The 19,184-nt window shown below is 63.0% G+C and carries 17 protein-coding genes; 1 reads left to right on the plus strand and 16 read right to left on the minus strand.

What is annotated here, in order from left to right:
• Positions 1–16: 16 nt before the first annotated feature.
• The 10 genes from D9V34_RS04330 to D9V34_RS04375 form a co-directional block, all read right to left on the minus strand.
• Positions 17–829, minus strand: a complete 813-nt coding sequence (locus D9V34_RS04330) for a response regulator transcription factor (RefSeq protein ID WP_121687652.1) — start codon at positions 827–829, stop codon at positions 17–19.
• Positions 830–938: 109 nt separating this feature from the next.
• Positions 939–1,595 (minus strand): hypothetical protein, encoded by a 657-nt coding sequence (locus tag D9V34_RS04335; protein ID WP_121687653.1) that lies wholly within the window; start codon positions 1,593–1,595, stop codon positions 939–941.
• On the minus strand, positions 1,592–2,509 hold the full coding sequence (locus D9V34_RS04340; RefSeq protein WP_121687654.1) for a hypothetical protein: 918 nt from the start codon (positions 2,507–2,509) through the stop codon (positions 1,592–1,594). Before D9V34_RS04340 ends, D9V34_RS04335 begins: the two co-directional genes overlap by 4 nt.
• Positions 2,506–3,240 carry a hypothetical protein gene (locus D9V34_RS04345; RefSeq protein WP_121687655.1) on the minus strand — a complete coding sequence of 245 codons (735 nt, stop codon included), beginning with the start codon at positions 3,238–3,240 and terminating at the stop codon, positions 2,506–2,508. The genes D9V34_RS04340 and D9V34_RS04345 overlap by 4 nt, the downstream gene beginning before the upstream one ends.
• Positions 3,237–3,818 (minus strand): alternate-type signal peptide domain-containing protein, encoded by a 582-nt coding sequence (locus D9V34_RS04350; protein ID WP_183091842.1) that lies wholly within the window; start codon positions 3,816–3,818, stop codon positions 3,237–3,239. Before D9V34_RS04350 ends, D9V34_RS04345 begins: the two co-directional genes overlap by 4 nt.
• A 350-nt stretch (positions 3,819–4,168) precedes the next feature.
• Positions 4,169–4,741, minus strand: coding sequence for an alternate-type signal peptide domain-containing protein (locus D9V34_RS04355; RefSeq protein ID WP_121687657.1), 573 nt, complete (start codon positions 4,739–4,741; stop codon positions 4,169–4,171).
• A 375-nt stretch (positions 4,742–5,116) separates the two neighbouring features.
• Positions 5,117–5,764, minus strand: a complete 648-nt coding sequence (locus D9V34_RS04360; RefSeq protein ID WP_220700530.1) for a signal peptidase I — start codon at positions 5,762–5,764, stop codon at positions 5,117–5,119.
• A gap of 211 nt (positions 5,765–5,975) precedes the next feature.
• Positions 5,976–7,262, minus strand: a complete 1,287-nt coding sequence (locus D9V34_RS04365) for an adenylosuccinate synthase (protein ID WP_030147821.1) — start codon at positions 7,260–7,262, stop codon at positions 5,976–5,978.
• 111 nt (positions 7,263–7,373) lie between these two features.
• Positions 7,374–7,853, minus strand: a complete 480-nt coding sequence (locus D9V34_RS04370; RefSeq protein ID WP_121687659.1) for a DUF3151 domain-containing protein — start codon at positions 7,851–7,853, stop codon at positions 7,374–7,376.
• Between the two features lie 279 nt (positions 7,854–8,132).
• A complete protein-coding gene (locus D9V34_RS04375) occupies positions 8,133–11,891 on the minus strand; it encodes an NACHT domain-containing protein (RefSeq protein ID WP_121687660.1) in 3,759 nt (1,252 codons plus the stop codon).
• Positions 11,892–12,317: 426 nt separating this feature from the next.
• Here D9V34_RS04375 and argG point away from each other — a divergent pair, with 426 nt between their 5' ends.
• The gene (gene argG, locus D9V34_RS04380; protein WP_030147813.1) at positions 12,318–13,739 is read left to right on the plus strand and encodes an argininosuccinate synthase; all 1,422 of its coding nucleotides are present in this window, start codon (positions 12,318–12,320) and stop codon (positions 13,737–13,739) included.
• An 84-nt stretch (positions 13,740–13,823) separates the two neighbouring features.
• Here the strand turns inward: argG and D9V34_RS04385 are convergent, their stop codons facing one another.
• The 6 genes from D9V34_RS04385 to D9V34_RS04410 form a co-directional block, all read right to left on the minus strand.
• The gene (locus D9V34_RS04385) at positions 13,824–14,807 is read right to left on the minus strand and encodes a CPBP family intramembrane glutamic endopeptidase (protein WP_121687661.1); all 984 of its coding nucleotides are present in this window, start codon (positions 14,805–14,807) and stop codon (positions 13,824–13,826) included.
• Positions 14,808–14,911: 104 nt separating this feature from the next.
• Positions 14,912–16,213: a type II toxin-antitoxin system HipA family toxin gene (locus D9V34_RS04390; RefSeq protein ID WP_121687662.1), complete on the minus strand. Its 1,302-nt coding sequence runs from the start codon at positions 16,211–16,213 to the stop codon at positions 14,912–14,914.
• Entirely contained in the window at positions 16,210–16,506 is a 297-nt protein-coding gene (locus D9V34_RS04395) for a helix-turn-helix domain-containing protein (protein ID WP_121687663.1), read from the minus strand. The genes D9V34_RS04390 and D9V34_RS04395 overlap by 4 nt, the downstream gene beginning before the upstream one ends.
• Before the next feature lie 170 nt (positions 16,507–16,676).
• Positions 16,677–17,609, minus strand: a complete 933-nt coding sequence (locus D9V34_RS04400) for an ABC transporter substrate-binding protein (protein WP_121687664.1) — start codon at positions 17,607–17,609, stop codon at positions 16,677–16,679.
• Complete coding sequence (locus tag D9V34_RS04405) at positions 17,606–18,319, minus strand: ABC transporter permease (protein WP_121687665.1); 714 nt, start codon at positions 18,317–18,319, stop codon at positions 17,606–17,608. The genes D9V34_RS04400 and D9V34_RS04405 overlap by 4 nt, the downstream gene beginning before the upstream one ends.
• A complete protein-coding gene (locus D9V34_RS04410) occupies positions 18,312–18,998 on the minus strand; it encodes an ABC transporter permease (RefSeq protein WP_121687666.1) in 687 nt (228 codons plus the stop codon). Before D9V34_RS04410 ends, D9V34_RS04405 begins: the two co-directional genes overlap by 8 nt.
• Between the last annotated feature and the right edge of the window lie 186 nt (positions 18,999–19,184).

The raw sequence follows: 19,184 nt of genomic DNA on the forward strand, positions 1-19,184 counted from the left end.
CCGCGGCGCACGCGTCCTAAACCGCGTCGACCCGGGCGGGTGCCATCCGGTATCCCACGCCGCGCACGGTCTCCACCCATTCGGGCTGGCGTACGTCGTCGCCGAGCTTGCGCCGCAGGTTGCCGAAGTGCACCTCGATTGAGCGTTCCTCGGACTCGCTGACGTAGTCGCTGACCACGTATTCGCCGGAGCGCAGCTCGCGCACCAGGTCCGCCTTCGAGCGCACCCGACGGCCCGAGGCCAGCAGCGAGGCCAGCAGGTCAAACTCGGTGCGGGTGAGCGCGATGGTGAGGCCGCGGCACTCGACGGTGCGGGTGTCGCGGTCCAGGATCAGCCCGTTGTGGCTGGACACCCGATCCGAAACCGGGGCCTCAGCCACGATGGGTGCGGCAGGCTCGGCGGGCGCGGCCGACGGGGCCGGAGCCACGGCCTCGGCGGGCGCCGCGGCACCACCGCGGGGCCTGCGGAGCATGGCCTCGATGCGCGCCCGCAGTTCGCGCGGGCGGAAGGGCTTGGCCAGGTAGTCGTCGGCCCCGGATTCCAGCCCGAACAGCACGTCGACCTCATCGGCCTGCGCGGTGAGCATCACGATATAGCAGTCGCTAAAGAGGCGAATGCGGCGTGCCACCTCAAGCCCGTCGATATCCAGTAGACCGATATCGAGGGTCACGATGCTGGGCCGCTCGGTGCGCACCAGTTCCACACCCTCGATTCCACTGGGTGAACTGGCTACGGCGAATCCCGCCTGCGTCAAAATCGTCGTGATCAGACCGCGAATATCGGGGTCGTCTTCGATCACGACCGCGGTGCGGATCGGCTCGGTGGTCATCCTGGTGGTACTCCCTGGCTACGGCGGGGGAAAAACGCCGTTCTTTCAGCCTACCTCCCGATGGAGAGAAGCGCACCAGGCACCCAGTTGTGTACCCCGAATGGGGGTCTTATTTCTGGGGAGATGAGCCGCGCCGACGCGCCAGGAGCATCAGCGCCCCGGCAGCGATCACGCCACCCGCACCCCACAGCCACGGAGCCGGGGAAGCACCGGTTTCCGAGAGCCATCCGTCGCCGTGTCCGGCCGCCACGGGGTGGCTACCGTTGGCGTTGGCGTCGGGCAGTGCGGTTCGGTCCTGAGCGGTGACCCGAATCTTGAACGGCACCGTGCGGTCCATCGTTCCGTTGCCCGATTCGCCGGGAAGCGAGATTTCCAGATGCACCGGGGTGACCTGGTCGGCACCGGTCCCCAGATCCATGACGCTGCCCTCCTGGAGCAGGTCGCCCAGGACCGCGTTTTCCTGCGCGGTGGGGGTACGCACGCTCACGCGCGCCGACTGCCCCAGCGGACCCCGCGGATCCATGTCGGCAAACAGTGCCAGCGAAAGCGTGGATACGCCTCCACCTCGACGCACGACGTTGAAATCGGCCGAAATCTTGCTGCCGGGGATCAGGATCTGCGCGCCAAACATGTCGCCCAGCTCCCCCTGGCCGCTGCCGGTCAGCTCGATCGACCGGTCCTCCGGAGCGGCAAAGGCGGCACCCGGCAGCGCCACAATCAGCGTCGCGGCCAGCAGGCTTCCGGTGAGTACGCTGCGCAGGCTCATCCGGCGAACACCTCAATCTCAAAGCTCGGCGGGACCTGGGCACCGGTCCACTCCAGGACAACCCACTGCAGTACGCTGCCGGTGGTGTCCTCAAGCGGGTTGGTTCCCGCGGCGGGCGGGGTCAATACGGTGGGGTGTGCGGACGCGGGCGCGTCGGTACCGGCGGGGGTTTTGGGCCAGGTGCCGCCGGGCGCATAGTAGTTGCCTGCCAGATAGACGGCCGAGTTGCCGTGCACGGCACCGGACGGTGCGGCCGCGGCGTTGCCGGAGAATACCGAGTCGAGCGTGGCGGCGCCGGCCGGGGCAACCACGCAGTTGGTCCCGCCACAGGCGGGCACCGCGCCGGCCTTATCGGCGCGGTTGCGGGTGGCATCCACCAGCCAGGAGTAGCGCGAGGTCGAGGCGGCCACGCCGGTGGCCGGGTCAATCGCCTGTCCATCGGTGCCATTTGCGAGGGCACGCAGCGAGGATCCGAGCGTGCCCGCGGGGTTCAGCCGCGCGGCCGCCAGGTTTCCGCCCGCGGGTGCCACGCTCCAGTCGCCGGCCGTCGGCGCACCGGTTCCGCGCCACGCGCTGACTCGGACCGATCCGGCGGGGATCTTATCGGCGCAGCCCCAGAGGCGAACGCCCAGGCCATCGGTGGTGTTGGCGATGCCCTCGGTGGAGGCAAACTGTGCGCTGCGCACCACCGGCACAATCAGCACACGCGAGGATCCCACACTCTGGAAGTCGGAGAGGGCGTAGACGTTGGCCTTCTTGGCCGGGTCCGGGACCGAGCACCAGTTACCCAGCGCGGTATCGGCACCCGCGGTTACGGTTGTGGTCAGGTACGCGCCGGTCACGGCGGTGGGGATGCCCACGGCGGCGAGGGCGAGGCCCACGCCGAGGGCGATCAGTCGGGGACGAAACTTCACGGTCGTTCCTCCGATCGGGGTACCTGGGTCAGGGTCGCGTCAAGCTTGAAGGCTGCCAGCGGGCTGGACTTGAGCTCGCGCAGTTCCCGGGCCACGTCGCCGCCGTCATCGGCGGTCGCGGGCACGGCCACGGTGACGTCGATGGTGCAGCTGGCACCGGGCTTGAGCGTGGTGTTCGGGGCCTGGGCCAGCGTGGCGGTGATCTTTCCCGCCGAGAGCTGGGCACCAGACACTGTGCATCCGGCCGTTCCCTCGGCACCGATCTTGAGCGCACCACGACCGTACATGGTCACGCCGAGGTCGGTGGCAGTCGCGGTGATGGTCCCTGAAATTTTGGTCTGCACCGGGTTGGTGGGGGCCGCGGTCACCACGAAGCGGATGCGCTGGGCGCGCACACCCGGCACGATGCCGGTGCCGGGGGCCGCGACGATCGTGCGAGAGGTGCCGGTGGTGATGGTGTCGAGGGTCGCGGTCGCGGTGGCCGAGATACCCGAGGCCGCCGAGATGGTGGCGGTGGGGCCGCTGGCCTGATCATTGAGGTAGGCGATCGTGCCGGGTCCACCCAGCAGGGCTATCCCGGTCAGGGCGGCGAGGACCGCGACGGTCCAGATGCGGGCGCTGCGGGTTCGGAACAGGCGACGGAAGAGGGATTCCTTCGCCACGGCCGCTACGGGTTCGGGCGCCGCTACGGGTTCGGTTCCCGGGGCGGGCTGCTGCGGGTCGGTGCTCACGAGGCGGCTCCGATCGGCTGCTGGGTCAGGGTGTAGGTCATCGCGAGCTTTACGCTACCGGACATCGCGGCGGTCGTTTCCCAGGGCAGGGTCACGCTGACCACCACGGGAACGGTGCGATCCCCGGCATTCACGGCCCCGGCGGGGGAAATTCCGGCGGTGATGGCCGTGGCACTACCCACGCTTACCACGCGTGTCACCAGGGTCTTGGCGAGGGCGGCGTCCGCGGCGGAGGCGGTGCTCCCGGTGATGCTGAGGGCCGAGACTGCGAGGCTCGCGCGCATGTCGGTACCGATCAGCTCAACCGGAACGTTGACGGTGCCGGTGAGTACGTCACCGGGGACGAGGGCCTGGCCGGTGTAGGCGATTGCGGCAGATCCGCGGCCCTGAGGCACGTCCTGGCCGAGAGTCCACGCGGTGGTGGCTCCGCCCACGTTGCCCAGGCTCAGCGAACCCGACTGGATTCTCAGCGGTGCCGCATCCTTGGTGTCGGTCCAGAACGCCAGCGTCCCGGCACCGCCCATCAGCAGCGCGGCCCCGAAGACGGCGGCGATCGCGGCGGTGATGAGCTTGCGCACGATGGACCTTTCGTTCGGGGCAAAAGTAGGGGGTATGGGATCGGCCCCGTGAGGAAATTAGGGGGAATACTCACGGGGCCGATCCGTTTTGCCGAGCTGGGCTCAGGCCGGGGCAACAGCAGGGGGATGCTGTGTCCCATTGCCGAGCAATGCTCGTCCGGGGCAACAGCAGGGGGATGCTGTGTCCCATTGCCGAGCAATGCTCGTCCGGGGCAACAGCAGGGGGATGCTGTGTCCCATCCGGCGGGGCCGAGGCCCGCACACCGGGGTGATACGTCACACGAACTTGCTGTGGGGACGTATCCGTGATCTCCACCCGAAGGGGGATTCAGTGAAGATCACGAGTCTTGCTACTGACCGGCAGCCACCTGGGTGAGGGTGTACTTGGCCTGCAGGGTTGCGCTGTTGGTGATTTCGCCACGGTTGGCGGCGACCGGGGTCTCGCCATCCCACTTGTAGGTCACCGCGATCACGACGGGCACGTTGACGGTGCTCTGGCCGTTGGTGCTGGTCAGGGTAACCGCACCATCAACCGGGGTCTGGCCCTTGATGCTGACAACAGCTACGGAGAGCTTGTCGCGCAGCGAGCTGGCTTCCCAACGCAGCTGGTCAACCTTGAGGCTGGCCTTGATGTCGTTTCCGGTCAGGGTAACCGGAACGTTGACGGTGGTGGTGAGGACGTCACCGGGAACGATGCGGAACGACGAGGGGTCAACCTGGGTGGGCTGGCTCTTGGTGTTACCGACTACGTGCTGCACGCTCCAGTTGGCGGAACCGATCTGACCCAGCTCGAGGCTTCCCGAGTTGATGGTCTGGGCCTGGGCGTCCTTGGTGTCGGTCCAGTAAGCCAGGGTGCCGGCGCCGCCGAGCAGGAGCGCTGCGCCGAGGGTTGCGGCGATTGCAGCGGTGGTGGTCTTCTTCATGGCAAGTCCTTAGGGAGGGGGAGGTCGTCTTGGGGGGAGGTGACGGGTACTGCTTCGGGTGGGTGACGGCGGTGAAAACAATTTCGGGTTGTTTTCGGTGAGAACAGTTTCGGGTTGTCCTCGGCTGTGAGAGCAATTTCGGGTTGTTCTCGGTGCGTGTCCGGTTCGGGCTGGGCTCGCTTGCCGTTGATCTAATAATTGCGATCCCGGCTCAAGATGACCGACGCAATCGTGACAACATTTCGCAATTTTTGGCGCGGGGAACATCGTTTGCTCAAGGAAACCTCAAGATTGTGGCCGGCAGGGTCGAAAAAGCACCTGTTAAACGCAGAATGTCCCCCTCAAAAAGGAGGGGGACAATTCCGATGTGCTCGATTAGTGGGAGGCGGGAGGCTCCGGGGTCTCCCGGCGGCGACGGGCGCGACCCCGCACGGCACCCACGACCACAACCGCGGCGTAGCCGATCAGGGCGATGCCGATCCCACGAGCCACCCAGGTACGGGTGTCGGACTGGATTCCCTGGCTGAGGTACCCCACAAACGGTGCCCAGTACCAGACCTTTCCACGCACCTGTTCGGGGCGGACGGGGTTCGGATCCGGCGCGGGGTTTGCATCGCCCTTGGTCTGTAGGCGCGGACCGTCCTGAGTCACGTTGACGGCGATCACCCGGTGGGTCACCACCTCGGGTTTGCCGGAGGCGATCTGGTAGGTGATGACGTCGCCCACGCGGATCGCGTCGAAGTCGATCGGGCGCACCACCACCGTGGTTCCCGGGGGCATGTTGGGTCGCATCGACCCGGTCAGGACCGTGTAGGGGGTGGCGCCGGTGACGCGAGGGACCAGCACAAAGGCGACGATCAGCAGCACGGCGGCACCGATCACGATCCAGGAGATGATCTTGGTGATCAGCCCGGCGATGCGGCGTCCGCGGGAGCGCGGGGCGGAGCCGGACGGCTCGGTGGCGGCCGCAGATTCGTCGGTTTCGGCGGGGGCTTCCGCGGGGTCGCCCGTTTCCGCGGGCACGGTTGCGCTTGCTTCCACAGGCCCAGCCGCTTCCGCAGGCACGGTTGCACTTGCTTCCACAGGCCCGGCCGCTTCCGCAGGCACGGTTGCACTTGTTTCCGCGGGCACGGACGCGAACGACCCCGCCTCCCCGGGCTCATTCGGCGTGCTCGCCTCGGGGCGGCTCACCGGTTCACGTTCCGGGATGGCGGGGTCGTTCGTCATGTCTGGCCTAGTCGATCAGGTCGTGACGCACGATGATGGCGTCGCGGCCCGGGCCCACGCCGATGGCGGAGATGCGCGAACCGCTCATCTTCTCCAGGGCGAGCACGTAGTTGCGGGCGTTCTCGGGCAGGTCATCGAACTCACGGATGCCGCTGATGTCGGTCTCCCAGCCGGGGAATTCCTCATAGATGGGGGTGGCGTGGTGGAAGTCAGTCTGCGAGACCGGAACCTCATCGTGGCGGACACCGTCCACCTCGTAGGCGACACAGACCGGGATGGTCTTCAGCTCGTCGAGGATGTCGAGCTTGGTCAGTACGAAGTCGGTGACACCGTTGATGCGCGAGGTGTAGCGGGCGATCGGGGCGTCATACCAGCCCACGCGGCGCGGACGGCCGGTGGTGGTGCCGAACTCGAAGCCCTTGGCGCGCAGGTAGTCACCCGAGGCGTCAAACAGCTCGGTCGGGAACGGCCCGGCACCCACACGGGTGGTGTAAGCCTTGACGATGCCGATGATCCGGTCCAGCTTGTTCGGGGCCACACCGGAACCGGTGGCGGCACCACCCGAGGTTGCCGACGAGGAGGTCACGAACGGGTAGGTTCCGTGGTCGATGTCGAGCATGGTGGCCTGGCCGCCCTCGAAGAGCACGTTCTCGCCGCGCTCCAGGGCACGGTTGAGCTCAAGCGAGGCGTCAACAACCATGGGGCGCAGACGCTCGGTGTAGCTGAGCAGGTCTTCCATGATCTCGTCCACGGTGATCGCGCGACGGTTGTAGACCTTGAGCAGCAGGTGGTTCTTGACGCCGAGGGCACCCTCAACCTTCTGACGCAGGATGTTCTCATCGAACAGATCCTGCACGCGGATACCCACGCGGTTGATCTTGTCGGCGTAGGCCGGGCCGATGCCGCGACCGGTGGTACCGATCTGACGCTTGCCCAGGAAGCGCTCGGTCACCTTGTCCAGGGTGCGGTGGTAGTGGGTGATGATGTGCGCGTTGGCGCTGATGCGCAGCTTGGACACGTCCACGCCACGAGCCGAGAGAGCCTCAAGCTCCTGGAACAGGACCGAGAGGTCCACGACAACACCGTTGGCGATGACGGGGGTCACGCCGGGGGTCAGGATGCCCGAGGGCAGCAGGTGCAGGGCATACTTTTCGTTGCCCACCACCACGGTGTGACCGGCGTTGTTCCCGCCGTTGAACTTGACCACGTAGTCGATGCGCGAGCCGAGGAGGTCGGTAGCCTTCCCCTTACCCTCGTCGCCCCACTGGGCTCCTACGATCACAATTCCCGGCATGGTGGTGTTCCCTCTTTCGGTGCTGCACGTACAAATTTGTGGTGGAGGCGCTTTCGGGCGCGCTCACAAAATGGTGTTGCGGTGACGGTCCTCTTGACCCGTGACGACGGCCTAATCCAGGCCGCGAATAAAGAATGCCTCGGTGGTCGGCGCGGGTTCGGCCGGCACGTTTTCGTTCTCAATCTGCGCGATGGCGGTTTCATCGGCGTCACGCAGGAACTCGGTGAGGCGGGTGACCTCGGCGGTTTCGCCGATGTCCAGGGCCGCGCGGCGCAGCAGGTAGAGCGCGCGCAGGACTCCGCGGTTGGGCTCATGCGACCAGAGGATCGGGCCCTGTCCACGCCAGCCGGCCATACGCAGCGAATCGAGCCCACGGTGGTAGGCGACGCGGGCGTAGGCGTATCCGGTGATCGGACGCTCGGAGTTCGCGGCGGCCTGTGCCAGGGCGGCCCAGGCGAGCGAGGACGACGGGTGTGCGGCGACGATCGCTTCGAGTTCGTCGATGCCCACGGCCTTCTCCAGGGCGCGGCTAACCTCCGGTTCTTCCGGGAGGCGGGTTTCCGGGATTCCGAGCAGGTTATGTTCTGTCACCCCTCCAGCCTACCGCGGGATGCCCGACACGTCCTCCCCCGGCCGTTTTTTGCCGGATTTTCCCGGGTTTCCCGGATCTCACCTCAACATGCTTCACAAATTTGCGGGAACAGCAGCACAAGGAGCGCCGTCAACGCGCCCTCAAGTTTTCGCAAAGAATCCCTGCCAGCCACGCCTCCCTGTTCAGTTGGCGCATCAATAGGCACCCCGAGGGCTTCCCGTCCACCTAATCTTGGATGCACTACTGGCGGCCGAAGAGTTTGCGATGACAATTGACCATCACAATGTGCCGCCCAATCTGCGAAGAATATCCGACGCTACATTCGGGGGACAATCTGTTCTTCGTGCCAAGCGGATAGCGACCTGCGCACGCTCGTCAACTAACCCGGATAGTGCCAAATCTGCTACGGCACCACGGTTTGCATCAGGCATGATAGGCCAGTTTGATTCAAGCTCACGCCACCAGGATTTATCCACTCTCAGTACACTTCCAAGCGATGAGGAAAGCACAGACCTTGCACTTCCACCGAAAGAGTCAATGTCTACTTTGAGCATCAGGTCTGTGCAGATTTCAGTTGTGCGTGGGTAAGGCAACACTTTCATCGCAATCTCTGTAATGAAGTCAAAACACTGGCCATACAAAGCACCTGCACGACCTGTATTTTTTTGAATCTCCGATGGTTCGAGACAGTTCCATAAGGCTGCAATGATCAGTTCGGTGAGGCTGGCGGACGGCGCAACGTTTCGGGCACCATTGTGCGTTGCGTCGCCTAGCAGCGCGATCAGGGCTCCACTAACTTGTGGGTCTTCCTCACCGGCGAGCGCTTCGATAAGTCGATTTGCTACTACCGCTGTATCAGCTTCGCTCCAGAATTTCCCCTTCGCATCCGGCCTCAAGTTATCGGCCAATGCGATAAGCGCCCCTGCGTTCCGAACTCGAATCATGGCTACACGCCAAGAAGTCGTCCCATTCCATTCGGAGGCGTTCCATCTCGATTTGTTTTCGAATAACTCACGAAGCCCATTTCGTTGGGCGACCTGCCAATCAGAGTCGACCAGCTCATCAAACGCGGCACGCGCCGATGTATCTACCGGTATGAGCGCGCCATGGATTGACGCTTCCTGTCCCGTACCTAGCATCATGAACTCCTTCCAGAATTCAGGATTGTCAGCCACCTGCTCTTTAAGATCCTCTGAAGTGACAACTCTCAAAAGTGCAGACACGGACGATCTCAATACGGAGCTCCAGCTTTTGGCTCTTTTCAAATTGATCGACGCTTCCACGAATTCACGTAGGGCCTCTGCCAAAGACTTAGAGTCCCTGCCGCTAAAGGCGAGATATGTCGCCCAACCATCGCGCGGAGCGAACTTCGTTACCAAACGCAACTTTGCAATAATTGCGGCTCGAGTAGAGCCAGTCACTACACCCTCAAGATTGAAAGCAAGCCGGCTGAAAAAAACTGCTCCGTGTGCTTCTTGAGGCGTAGGAGCATTGATGATGTCTATTGCGATGTCATTCGGCGACGAGATGGAAGTCAGACGAAGTGCGTTGAGAAGGACGTTCCGCGCAACGGCACGAACATCAGACAACGCCGCAATCACTATTTCAGAACGGACTCCCGGATCCTTTGCCATATGAGCGATGACTCTTGCTCGCACCGCCCCCCATCTCCCGTTACCTTCCGCAGAAGCGATTTCCTCCCAACTTGACCAGCCTTCTCGTCTGGTTTTAGCAGAGCAATCGATTTCCGCGCAGATTATGCTTGCTACCGCATCTACGCTTCCCTCAGGAAGGTCTCGGCGAATTGCAGTCGAGATTAACGCGCTCTTCACTTCAAGGTGCTCTGTCGCGCATACCGCTTCAATAATCGCAAGTCTGCCGGGCACGGACAGATCATGATAATGCTCGACTGCAATTCTCGACAATTGCTCGAAATGAATGCTTTCCGCGGAGAGGATTGCATTCAAGAATCGTCGAAGCTCCGAAGGCACTCGAATATCATCAGGACGCGAGATAAGTGTCGAAAGTACTTGATCAGTGGTACGAGCAGCGTTCTCGGTAGACATCCTAGGAATCAGCAAGGCAACAGCGCGGACCACTGCTGTTAGGTCTTTTACTCCCAGTTTCATCAAGGAGCAGAGTGCTTGAGACGCCATGAGCACATACTCAGCCGGCACATTCGCTAAAATGTCTGACGCGGCTGAAACATAGTCGGGTTTTTCATCGAGCAGTTGGGATACAACTCCCTGGACGATTTCCGGCTCGAACCGAGCGAAAGCTCCAGATAGAACCACGCGAACGCCTTCAACCATCGTCGTGGGTATATGTTCAGCAACCGTTTGGAATCGTTGGCTGGTGAGTTCTTCATGCACCAGATGACTTGCTATACCCCAATAGCCTGAGAGCTGAGATTCAAGACCATCTTGAAACCGGCGGAAGTCACTTTCTTCTCCGGAAGCTGCCAAGTATCGAGCGACCGCGAATTCTGAAAAGGTCTGATGGAAGAAGTGCATCCGATATCCGGTTCGAGCGATAATTCCATCGCTGACAAGCGCATTTACCGCTTCAAAATCCCCTGAATACCTTAGGTCTTCGACAAACCTCTCGGTGCTTTGCTTCCAAACGCACTCAGCGATACCCAGGGCAACCTCCTCCGCTGCTCTGACCGAGCGCGTATTTCGCCGTCCATCTCTGCCTGTACTAACCCTAGCTAGCCAGTATTCCTTGTATAGTTTTGTGGCGGTGAGCCCCTCCGGGAGCCTTCCATTGTGCGCATAGAGGCGGGTTGCCATAGCGAGTCGCAGCGGGACCTCAAGCACACGAAGGCTTCCTGGTTTTTGAAGCGATTCATTAATGCTCTCGATAAATTGATCGGCAAGCACATTCGACACGCTGTCGTGACTCATGTACTTACGGCTCCAGCTGACCACTTCTTCCGCACTCAGCGAAGGCATATCCTGAACTTCAAATATTTCTAGTTTTGCCGAAAGCAGGTCGTACCACTCTCGGCTTCGGCAAGTCACTAGTAGATCAGAGCTGACTGACCATTTTGAAAGCAGCTCTGCAAGGGGAGGAGCCGTTTCATCACGAAGAAGAATGTCAAGAGTGTCCAAGATGAGAAGGGGCCTCTCGTCGAAGACTTTCAGAGCATCAGTCAACGAAATTGAGAGCCCCGTAGCTTGCGCCCCGAGCGCGTCGTCGATCTGCTGTAGCTGTTTTACTTGCTCTGCACCATCAAGTGACGCGATGGAAATGACTACGATTGCACGGTCAAGATTCGATTTTGCGATTTCTCCGACCAACACAGACTTTCCATAGCCTCCGTCTCCTACAACAGCAACTGGATACTTGCTCGGTTCGACAGCCTTCCGCAGTAAGTCATCTCGTTGAATGATTGCTCCGGTTTCCAATGAAAGCTTGACGCGTGATTGTTCTAGCTGCTTCATCAGCCCACGCTTGACATCTGCACTTGAAAAACCATGGGACTGCGAGACTTCGTCGTCAGAAGGATTTATTGCTATGTTCTTTTCCAAGTAATCGGCTGTGCGCAAGAGAGATGACAGCGCAAGACGCGGAAATTCCGAATTATGCGTTGCCTCTAGAGCTAAACGATCAGCAATGAATCGGATTAGTTGCAATGCGAACTGTTCCGCGTGTGCCGGCGCGAATTTTACTATTTTCTGGCCCCCGTGTTTTAGCACGTACGGGTAAACGGATTCAGGGTCCCGGGCTGCGATAAGAATTAGATCTTTGTCTGTCGCTAGCCTTGTTACAAGCGTGGCAACATCCCGAGTCACACCTTGAAAATCTTGGGTGTCGGACTCGCTTATCTCCGGATGGTTGAACTGGCTCCTAAGTTGAGCCTCGAGATGCTTGGCAATCGATTTCTCTCGTAGCCGGGGATCGAGGATCGGCTTACCAGTTTCAAGAATCCGTCCTGCGTCTCCGATTACATCGGCCACAGTCGAATCTGCCACTATACGAGCTATGATTTGGGCAAGCGCCACTCCGAGGATTCCGAACTCAATTGCTGGCATGGAGTCAGAATAGCGTGGCGCGAAACCAGCTATCGCCGCTTAGCCATGCATTTCGGTGATTTGAGCCCCACAACTATCTAGCGTTCAGGTGGCCGCCTTGCAATACCGTCACGAGCTATACTCACCGCTACGGCGCTCATCGGTCTGAATTGTATTCAGCTTTCGCAGGGCATCAGTGGGACACCATCACGATTACAGTTCAGAAACCTGCTTCATTCATGTCAAAGTCAAATTGAGAACCAGCTCCCGACACTTGCAAGTAGCTTTTTCCCGCAATTCATAATCGAAGCGTTTATCTAAATCGCGCGCGTCAGTGTGTTGAAAGTCTTCTGTCGGTACCCGAGCGCCACAGAGCTGCACGATTTTCCGGGGCTGCATCCCGTCTGCAGGTGCGCAGAGGCTCGCCGCGCACCTAGGATAAAGAGCATGTCCAAGGTTCTTTCTTCTCTCCCCGTAGGCGAGCGCGTCGGTATTGCCTTCTCCGGCGGCCTCGATACCTCCTGTGCAGTCGCGTGGATGCGCGACAAGGGCGCGATCCCCTGCACCTACACCGCCGATATCGGTCAGTACGACGAGCCCGACATTGACGGCGTCACCGCCCGTGCCCTCGAGTACGGTGCCGAGCTGGCCCGCTTTGTCGACGCCAAGCGTGCACTCGTGGAGGAGGGCTTCATCGCCCTCCAGACCGGTGCCTTCAACGTGCGCTCCGGCGGCAAGACCTACTTCAACACCACCCCCCTCGGCCGCGCCGTGACCGGCACCCTGCTGGTGCGCGCCATGAAGGAGGACGGCGTGGAGATCTGGGGCGACGGATCCACCTATAAGGGCAACGACATCGAGCGCTTCTACCGCTACGGCCTGATGGCCAACCCGGCGCTGCGCATCTACAAGCCCTGGCTCGACAGCCAGTTTGTGGAGGAGCTGGGTGGACGCCAGGAGATGAGCGAGTGGCTCGTCGAGCACGGCTACCCCTACCGCGACTCCGCCGAGAAGGCCTACTCGACCGATGCCAACATCTGGGGTGCCACCCACGAGGCGAAGAAGCTTGAGTTCCTCGACGCCGGCCTCGACATCGTCGAGCCCATCATGGGTGTCGCCGCCTGGCGCGAAGACGTCGAAATCGCCACCGAGGAGGTGTCGGTTCGGTTCGAGGCCGGCCGTCCCGTCGCGATCAACGGCGTCGAGTACACCGACCCGGTTGCCCTGGTCTACGAGGCCAACGCCATCGGTGGACGTCACGGCCTGGGCACCTCCGACCAGATCGAGAACCGCATCATCGAGGCCAAGTCTCGCGGTATCTACGAGGCTCCGGGTATGGCGCTGCTGCACATCACCTATGAGCGCCTGGTCAACGCGATCCACAACGAGGACACCCTCACCAGCTACCACACCGACGGCCGCAAGCTCGGTCGCCTGATGTATGAGGGCCGCTGGCTCGACCCGCAGGCCCTGATGCTGCGCGAGTCGCTGCAGCGCTGGGTTGGCTCGGCCATCACCGGTGAGGTCACCCTGCGACTGCGTCGCGGCGACGACTACACGATCCTGAACACCACGGGTCCGAACCTCAGCTACCACCCCGAGAAGCTCTCGATGGAGCGCACCGTCGGTGCCGCGTTTGGCCCGGAGGACCGCATCGGTCAGCTGACCATGCGCAACCTCGACATCGCCGACTCGCGTGCCCGCCTCGAGCAGTACGCGGCCCTCGGCCTCGTCGGCGGCGCCACCGCCGAGCTCGTCGGTGAACTGGAGCAGGGTGCCGCGGCGAAGATCGCCGAGGCCGTTGGCGGCATCGACGCCGACGCCGACACCCTGGGCCTCTCGGCCGCGTTCGAGACCGGCACCGACTAGCCCAGGCTCGTTACCGCCGGGCTCACGCCCACACACACTGCCCGCCCGGATCATGATCCGGGCGGGCAGTGTGTGTTACGTGGGTTAGACGGTCGGGATGCGCTTGGGCGCGAGCTGCGGTTCCTGCTTGAACTGGCCGGTGAGGGCCAGGACCAGCACGATGATCGCGATGACGATCCATCCCGAAACCCCCAGCGGGTTCACCAGGGTCAGGTTCATCGGGGCACCCGCCGCCGAAAGCAGGAAGATCAGACCCGCCGAGGCGTTGAGGGCACCGTGGCCGATGACTGCGGGCCAGATCGAGCCGGTGCGCAGCCGCACCCAGCCGAACAGCATGCCCCACAGCACACAGCCGACCACCATCGTCAGCACACCCCAGAGATCGGCCTGGTTGAAGTTGTGCCCCAGCAGGGTAACGGGCGCATGCCAGACACCCCAGATCACGCCGCTGAGGATCAGCGCGGGCCAGATGCCCAGCGGACGCAGCGCCGGCAGCAGCCAGCCACGCCAGCCGATTTCCTCGCCGAACGCGGGAATCGCGTTGAACAGGGCGCCGAGCGGGATGGAGAGGATCTGCGCGATAACGATCGTCCCGATCAGCGACTCATCCACGGGCAGTGAATTACCAACCATGGCCTTGAAGCCGGAGAAGCCCACCAGGTCGAGGGTGATCCAGCCGAACAGCGCCGAGATCCCCAGGCACGCGGCAACCAGCAGCAGCGGCACGAACGCCGCCAACACCGTGAACCACACCACGCGCTTGGCTGGGCGCAGTGGCCAGATGCCGAGGAACCGCAGGCGTTCCCCGCGCGGCACCTTCATCGCGAACACCACCACGAGGACCGCGAGCAGTGGGGTGAACATCATCGCCGCGGGCAGGACCCCGCCCAGGAGCGGGTACACCGGACTGTCCGTCTTGGTCAGCCACAGCGGCAGGATCACCAGCCAGGCCAGCGCCCACGCCACCACCGTAAAAACGATAACCGCGGCCCAGGGCACACGCGCTACTCGGTCGGGCCGCGTTTCGGCTGTCGGAAAGTTGTTTGCGCTCACACCGGTGTCAGACATAATGGTTCCCGATTATCGCGGACCACGTTGCCGACTGTCCACTATCATCCGCGGATCCGCCGAATTGTTATAACAACCGCGCGCCATACCGCTCGTCCTGCGGGCTATCGGGTACCGAACCGGCGGCCTCGAACGGGAGTGCCACCCTCGGGGAAGAGCGCGGTTGCCCGTTCGAGAACCTCAAGCCCCTCGTCGAACGTTCCGGCGAACCGGCGGAGCTGGGACTCGGGGATGCCGTTTCCCAAGGCGATCTCCCGCCATCGCCCCAAAGCAGTGCTCGCCTGACGCAGACACTTACGCGCCTCGGTCGGGCTCAAACGGCAGGCGGCGGCGAGCTGCATCAACCCTTCGGCGGCAAACTCGCCGGTGTCGGCCCCGCCGATGGCCGTTTGGCGCTGTGAGGAGTTTGGATTTGGGTTGATGTCAAACGCCGGGCTCAGCACCCAGCCGCGCGATGCTCGCAGAAATCCGTGGTTGCGGAGGTGATCGTCGGTGTTATTGAGCCCCACATTGACGGCGGCACGCAGGAAGAGCTGCCGACGATCGGCCAGAGCTTCGGCACTGATCTCCGTCAGCATCTCGGCAATCTCGACATAGTCGGCGGATTCTCCATCACGGCGCTCCAGCAGGGTCATTGCGCTCATATAGCCGATGCGGCGGCCCTCATCGGTACGATCGAAACGATCAAGTAGGAGCAGGTGCCGACCGTCGATCCGGGTCAGGCGATGCGTCGCGACGCGCACCCCGGCCGCCTCGGCAAGCTCCAGGGCGGTGGCCTCCCACGCCATCACGTCCCAGTCATCCTCGCGATGCGGGAACTTCGCGATCATCAGGCGATCATTTTCTCCCCGCACCGATGCCTTGGGCCGCGCCCCACCCAGCGAACCGGTACCCGCGGCGAGGAGCATCTTCACTGCCTCAAGACCCTCCTCATCGTCATTCGCAGTGGCCTCGGCCGCGCGCAGCAGCTCGGGCAGCATTAGCAGCTTCGGCACCGCGGTTTCCGCGTCAACGAAGGCTCCGTTCGGGTCCTCTCGGAAACGCAGCGAACCCTGCCGGGTGAGGTCGGCGACCCCCACCAAATAATCGACGTCGTCCAAGTTGTCCGCCCGGCGGTTCTCCTCCAGCGCCGTCGCACGCTCACGCGTGGCGATGAGGTTACGACCCCAACGATCCGGAGCCGAATCCGAGAAGGCTCCGGGCAGTCCGTCCACATACTGGGCTCCCGAAACCAGTTCCAGTCCGGGATCCAACCGGTACGCACGCGGGTGCTCAAGATAGGTCGGAGCGTATTGAAACGTCGTGGCGGTCAGCCGGCCCCGACTGCGGTGGAACTGCGCGTTTCCGGCGAAGATCGTCTCACCCTCGATCTCGGCGTGCACCTCCAAGCTGTCTGCGTGGGTCATCGCACGCGCTTTCGGTTGAGCAGCCCGGCGCGGGCACGGCCGAGGTCGGTGCTCAGCGGATCGAGCGCATCGGCCAGGGTCTTCAGAACGCCCAGCGCCCGCGCGACGCGCAGCACCACGTGGAAGCTCACCGTGGGGTCGCCATGCTCCACCTTGCGCAGGGTGTCCCGGCTGATGTCTGCCCGCTCGGCCACCTGAGTGGTGGTGAGCCCGAGGATCTTGCGCCATCCGGCGAGGTCTTCGCCCATGCTTTTGGCGGCCTGGACGACGGGTACCGACAGCTCAACAACCATGAAAACTCCTCATATAACGGCGAGCCGGATAGGCGGAAACTCGCTTAAGGGAGATGTTACTCGTCAATAGGGCAAATGGATACGGTTTCTTCGATTCCCGCCTACGCGAACAAAACAGACTGCCCGCCCGGATCAAGATCCGGGCGGGCAGCGTGTTTAAGTGGGTGAAACTAGATCAGCTTCTTTTCCTTGAGCCAGTCGGTGGCCAGCTGCTTGGGGCTGGCCTTCTCGGCACCCTGGTTCTTGCCGTTGAGCTCGATCAGGTCCTCGGTGGTCAGCTCGGCCGAAACCTTGTTGAGCACCTCGGCGACCTTGTCCGTGTTGGCCTTCTTGCTCACCAGCGGGATGACGTTCTGCGGCAGAATCATGTTCTTCGGGTCCTCAAGGGTCACGAAGCCGTTCTCCTTGATCGCCGGGGTGGTCGAGAAGATGTCCGCGAGGTCCACGGTGCCATCCTTCAGCGCACCCACGGTCAGCGGCCCACCCGAGTCGCTCAGCGGCACAAACTTGATCTTGGCGGCGCTCAGACCGTAGATCGACTCCAGTCCGGGAGGACCGTAGGGACGCTGCTCCAGCTCGGGGTTACCACCCACGGTCAGGTCGCGGTCAAGGCCCGCGAGATCCGCGAGGCTCTTGACGTTGTTCTGCTCGCTGAACTCCTTGGTGACGTTATAGGAGTCCTTATTCTCCGCCGGCGACGCCTTGAGGACCGCGAGACCGTTGGTCAGCGCGGTGCCCAGCTCCTTCTCGACCTCCTCGGAGGTCGAGGCCTTGGAGTCCTTGTCGAATGCCTGCAGCAGGTTACCCGAGTACTCGGGCACGATGTCGAGGGATCCGTCTTCCAGGGCCTTCAGGTAGACGTCGCGCTGGCCGATCTGGCCCTTGAAGTCGACCTTGATGTCCTTGGCTTCGAGCGCCTGTGCGTAAATCTGCGCGATGATCTCGTTCTCGGCGAAGGCCGCCGAGCCGATAGCGATGGTGTCTCCGGCGGCGCTGCTGCCGCCACCACTCAGCGGGTCGCCACTGGCGCAGGCGCTCAGGGCAAAGATCGCGCCGGCGGCCATGGCCAGGGTTAGTCCCCGTTTTGCTCCACGAATATTCATGCTGCTGTCCTCTCGGTAGGGGTTTTACTGCGTCGGTTGCCGCGGGCCGCGCGCACCCCAGTGGGGAGCACCGCCTTACCCACAAGCAGGAATAGAAGGTCAAGAATCAGGGCCAGCGCGGCCACCAGGAGCGCGCCGGCGAGCATCTGCGGATAGTCCCGCAGCGGCAACGCATCAAATAGGAAGCGCCCCAGGCCGCCGAGGGATATATAGGCGGCGACCGTGGCGGTCGCGACCACCTGCAGCATCGCCGAGCGCAGCCCACCCACGATCAGCGGCAGCGCCAGCGGGAACTCCACCCGCCAGAGGATCTGCCACTCGGTCAGGCCCAGCGCTCGCGAGGCATCCACGGTGGCCGGATCCACCGACTCGATTCCGGCGTACGCCCCGGCGAGGATCGGCGGAATGGCCAGCACCACCAGCACGATCAGCGTGGGGATGATCGCCATGCGCACCCCGAAACCAAACTGCACGGCGATAAACACCAGCAAACCCAGGGTCGGCATCGCGCGCAGCGCACCGCTCAGGCCCACCACGAGTCCGCGGCCGCGGCGGGTGTGACCAATAGCCAGGCCGGCGGCCAGCGCGATCACCCCGGCGATCAGCAGGGTCATCCCGGTGATTGCCAGGTGCTCCAGCAGCCGCGTGGGAATCCCGCGTGAGCCGGTCCAGTGTGCGGGATCCAGCAACCAGTTCAGGCCGTCAAGCATTCGTGGTCACCTCCAGGGTCTCCGCATTGGTCTTGTTACGCACCCGGCGGGTACGCGACCAGGGCAGTAGGGCCTTGCCGATCAGCACGATGATCAGGTCGAAGATCAGCGCGATCAGAACCGTGCCCACGATGCCCACACCGATCTCAAACGGGAACGAACGCTGAGTACCATCGGTAAACAGGTAGCCCAGCCCGCTCATTCCCACCAGCGCGCCCAGGGTGACCAGGCTCACGGTGCTGCTGGAAACCACGCGAGTCCCGGCGATGATGATCGGTCCGGCCAGCGGCAACTGGACCTGCCAGAAGCGTCGCCAGGGGCCGTAACCCAGCGCGGTCGCGGCATCCAGCACCTGCGGCGAAACCTGATCGAACGCATCGGCGGCGGTACGCACCAGCAGCGCGACCGCGTACAGGGTCAGCGCGGCGATCAGGTTGATCGGGTCGAGGATCTGGGTGCCGAGGATCGTGGGCATCGCGATGATCAGCGCCAGCGACGGGATCGTATAGAGCAAACCGGCGATGGTCAGCAGGGTGCCGCGGCCCCAGCGATAGCGGTGCGCAACCCAGCCCAGCGGGACCGAGATGATCAGCCCCAGCAGGATCGGCGGCACGCTCAACGCCACGTGCGTGAGCACCAGGGCCCACACATCGGAGAAGTTCTCGAAGAGCCAACTCATCGAGGAGTATCCACCCCCGGAGCCTCGTTCTCGGAGCCAAGCTCCCCTAGATTCGGCGAAGGAGTATCCACCTCCGGAGCCTCAGGCGACGAGCCAAGCTCCCCCGAATTCGGCGAAGAAGTATCCAGGTCCGGCAGATCCGCCGCCTCGGTGCCCAGCGTAATCTCGCCCAGGTGCTCATCGCGT

The organism is Mycetocola lacteus (assembly GCF_003667575.1).
GTDB lineage: Bacteria > Actinomycetota > Actinomycetes > Actinomycetales > Microbacteriaceae > Mycetocola > Mycetocola lacteus.

Coding starts and splice junctions, on each gene's coding strand:
- D9V34_RS04355 (WP_121687657.1), bottom strand. CDS start 4,741: ATGAAGAAGACCACCACCGCTGCAATCGCCGCAACCCTCGGCGCAGCG.
- D9V34_RS04390 (WP_121687662.1), bottom strand. CDS start 16,213: ATGACCCACGCAGACAGCTTGGAGGTGCACGCCGAGATCGAGGGTGAG.
- D9V34_RS04395 (WP_121687663.1), bottom strand. CDS start 16,506: ATGGTTGTTGAGCTGTCGGTACCCGTCGTCCAGGCCGCCAAAAGCATG.
- D9V34_RS04400 (WP_121687664.1), bottom strand. CDS start 17,609: ATGAATATTCGTGGAGCAAAACGGGGACTAACCCTGGCCATGGCCGCC.
- D9V34_RS04335 (WP_121687653.1), bottom strand. CDS start 1,595: ATGAGCCTGCGCAGCGTACTCACCGGAAGCCTGCTGGCCGCGACGCTG.
- D9V34_RS04385 (WP_121687661.1), bottom strand. CDS start 14,807: ATGTCTGACACCGGTGTGAGCGCAAACAACTTTCCGACAGCCGAAACG.
- argG (WP_030147813.1), top strand. CDS start 12,318: ATGTCCAAGGTTCTTTCTTCTCTCCCCGTAGGCGAGCGCGTCGGTATT.
- D9V34_RS04410 (WP_121687666.1), bottom strand. CDS start 18,998: ATGAGTTGGCTCTTCGAGAACTTCTCCGATGTGTGGGCCCTGGTGCTC.
- D9V34_RS04375 (WP_121687660.1), bottom strand. CDS start 11,891: ATGCCAGCAATTGAGTTCGGAATCCTCGGAGTGGCGCTTGCCCAAATC.
- D9V34_RS04330 (WP_121687652.1), bottom strand. CDS start 829: ATGACCACCGAGCCGATCCGCACCGCGGTCGTGATCGAAGACGACCCC.
- D9V34_RS04405 (WP_121687665.1), bottom strand. CDS start 18,319: ATGCTTGACGGCCTGAACTGGTTGCTGGATCCCGCACACTGGACCGGC.
- D9V34_RS04365 (WP_030147821.1), bottom strand. CDS start 7,262: ATGCCGGGAATTGTGATCGTAGGAGCCCAGTGGGGCGACGAGGGTAAG.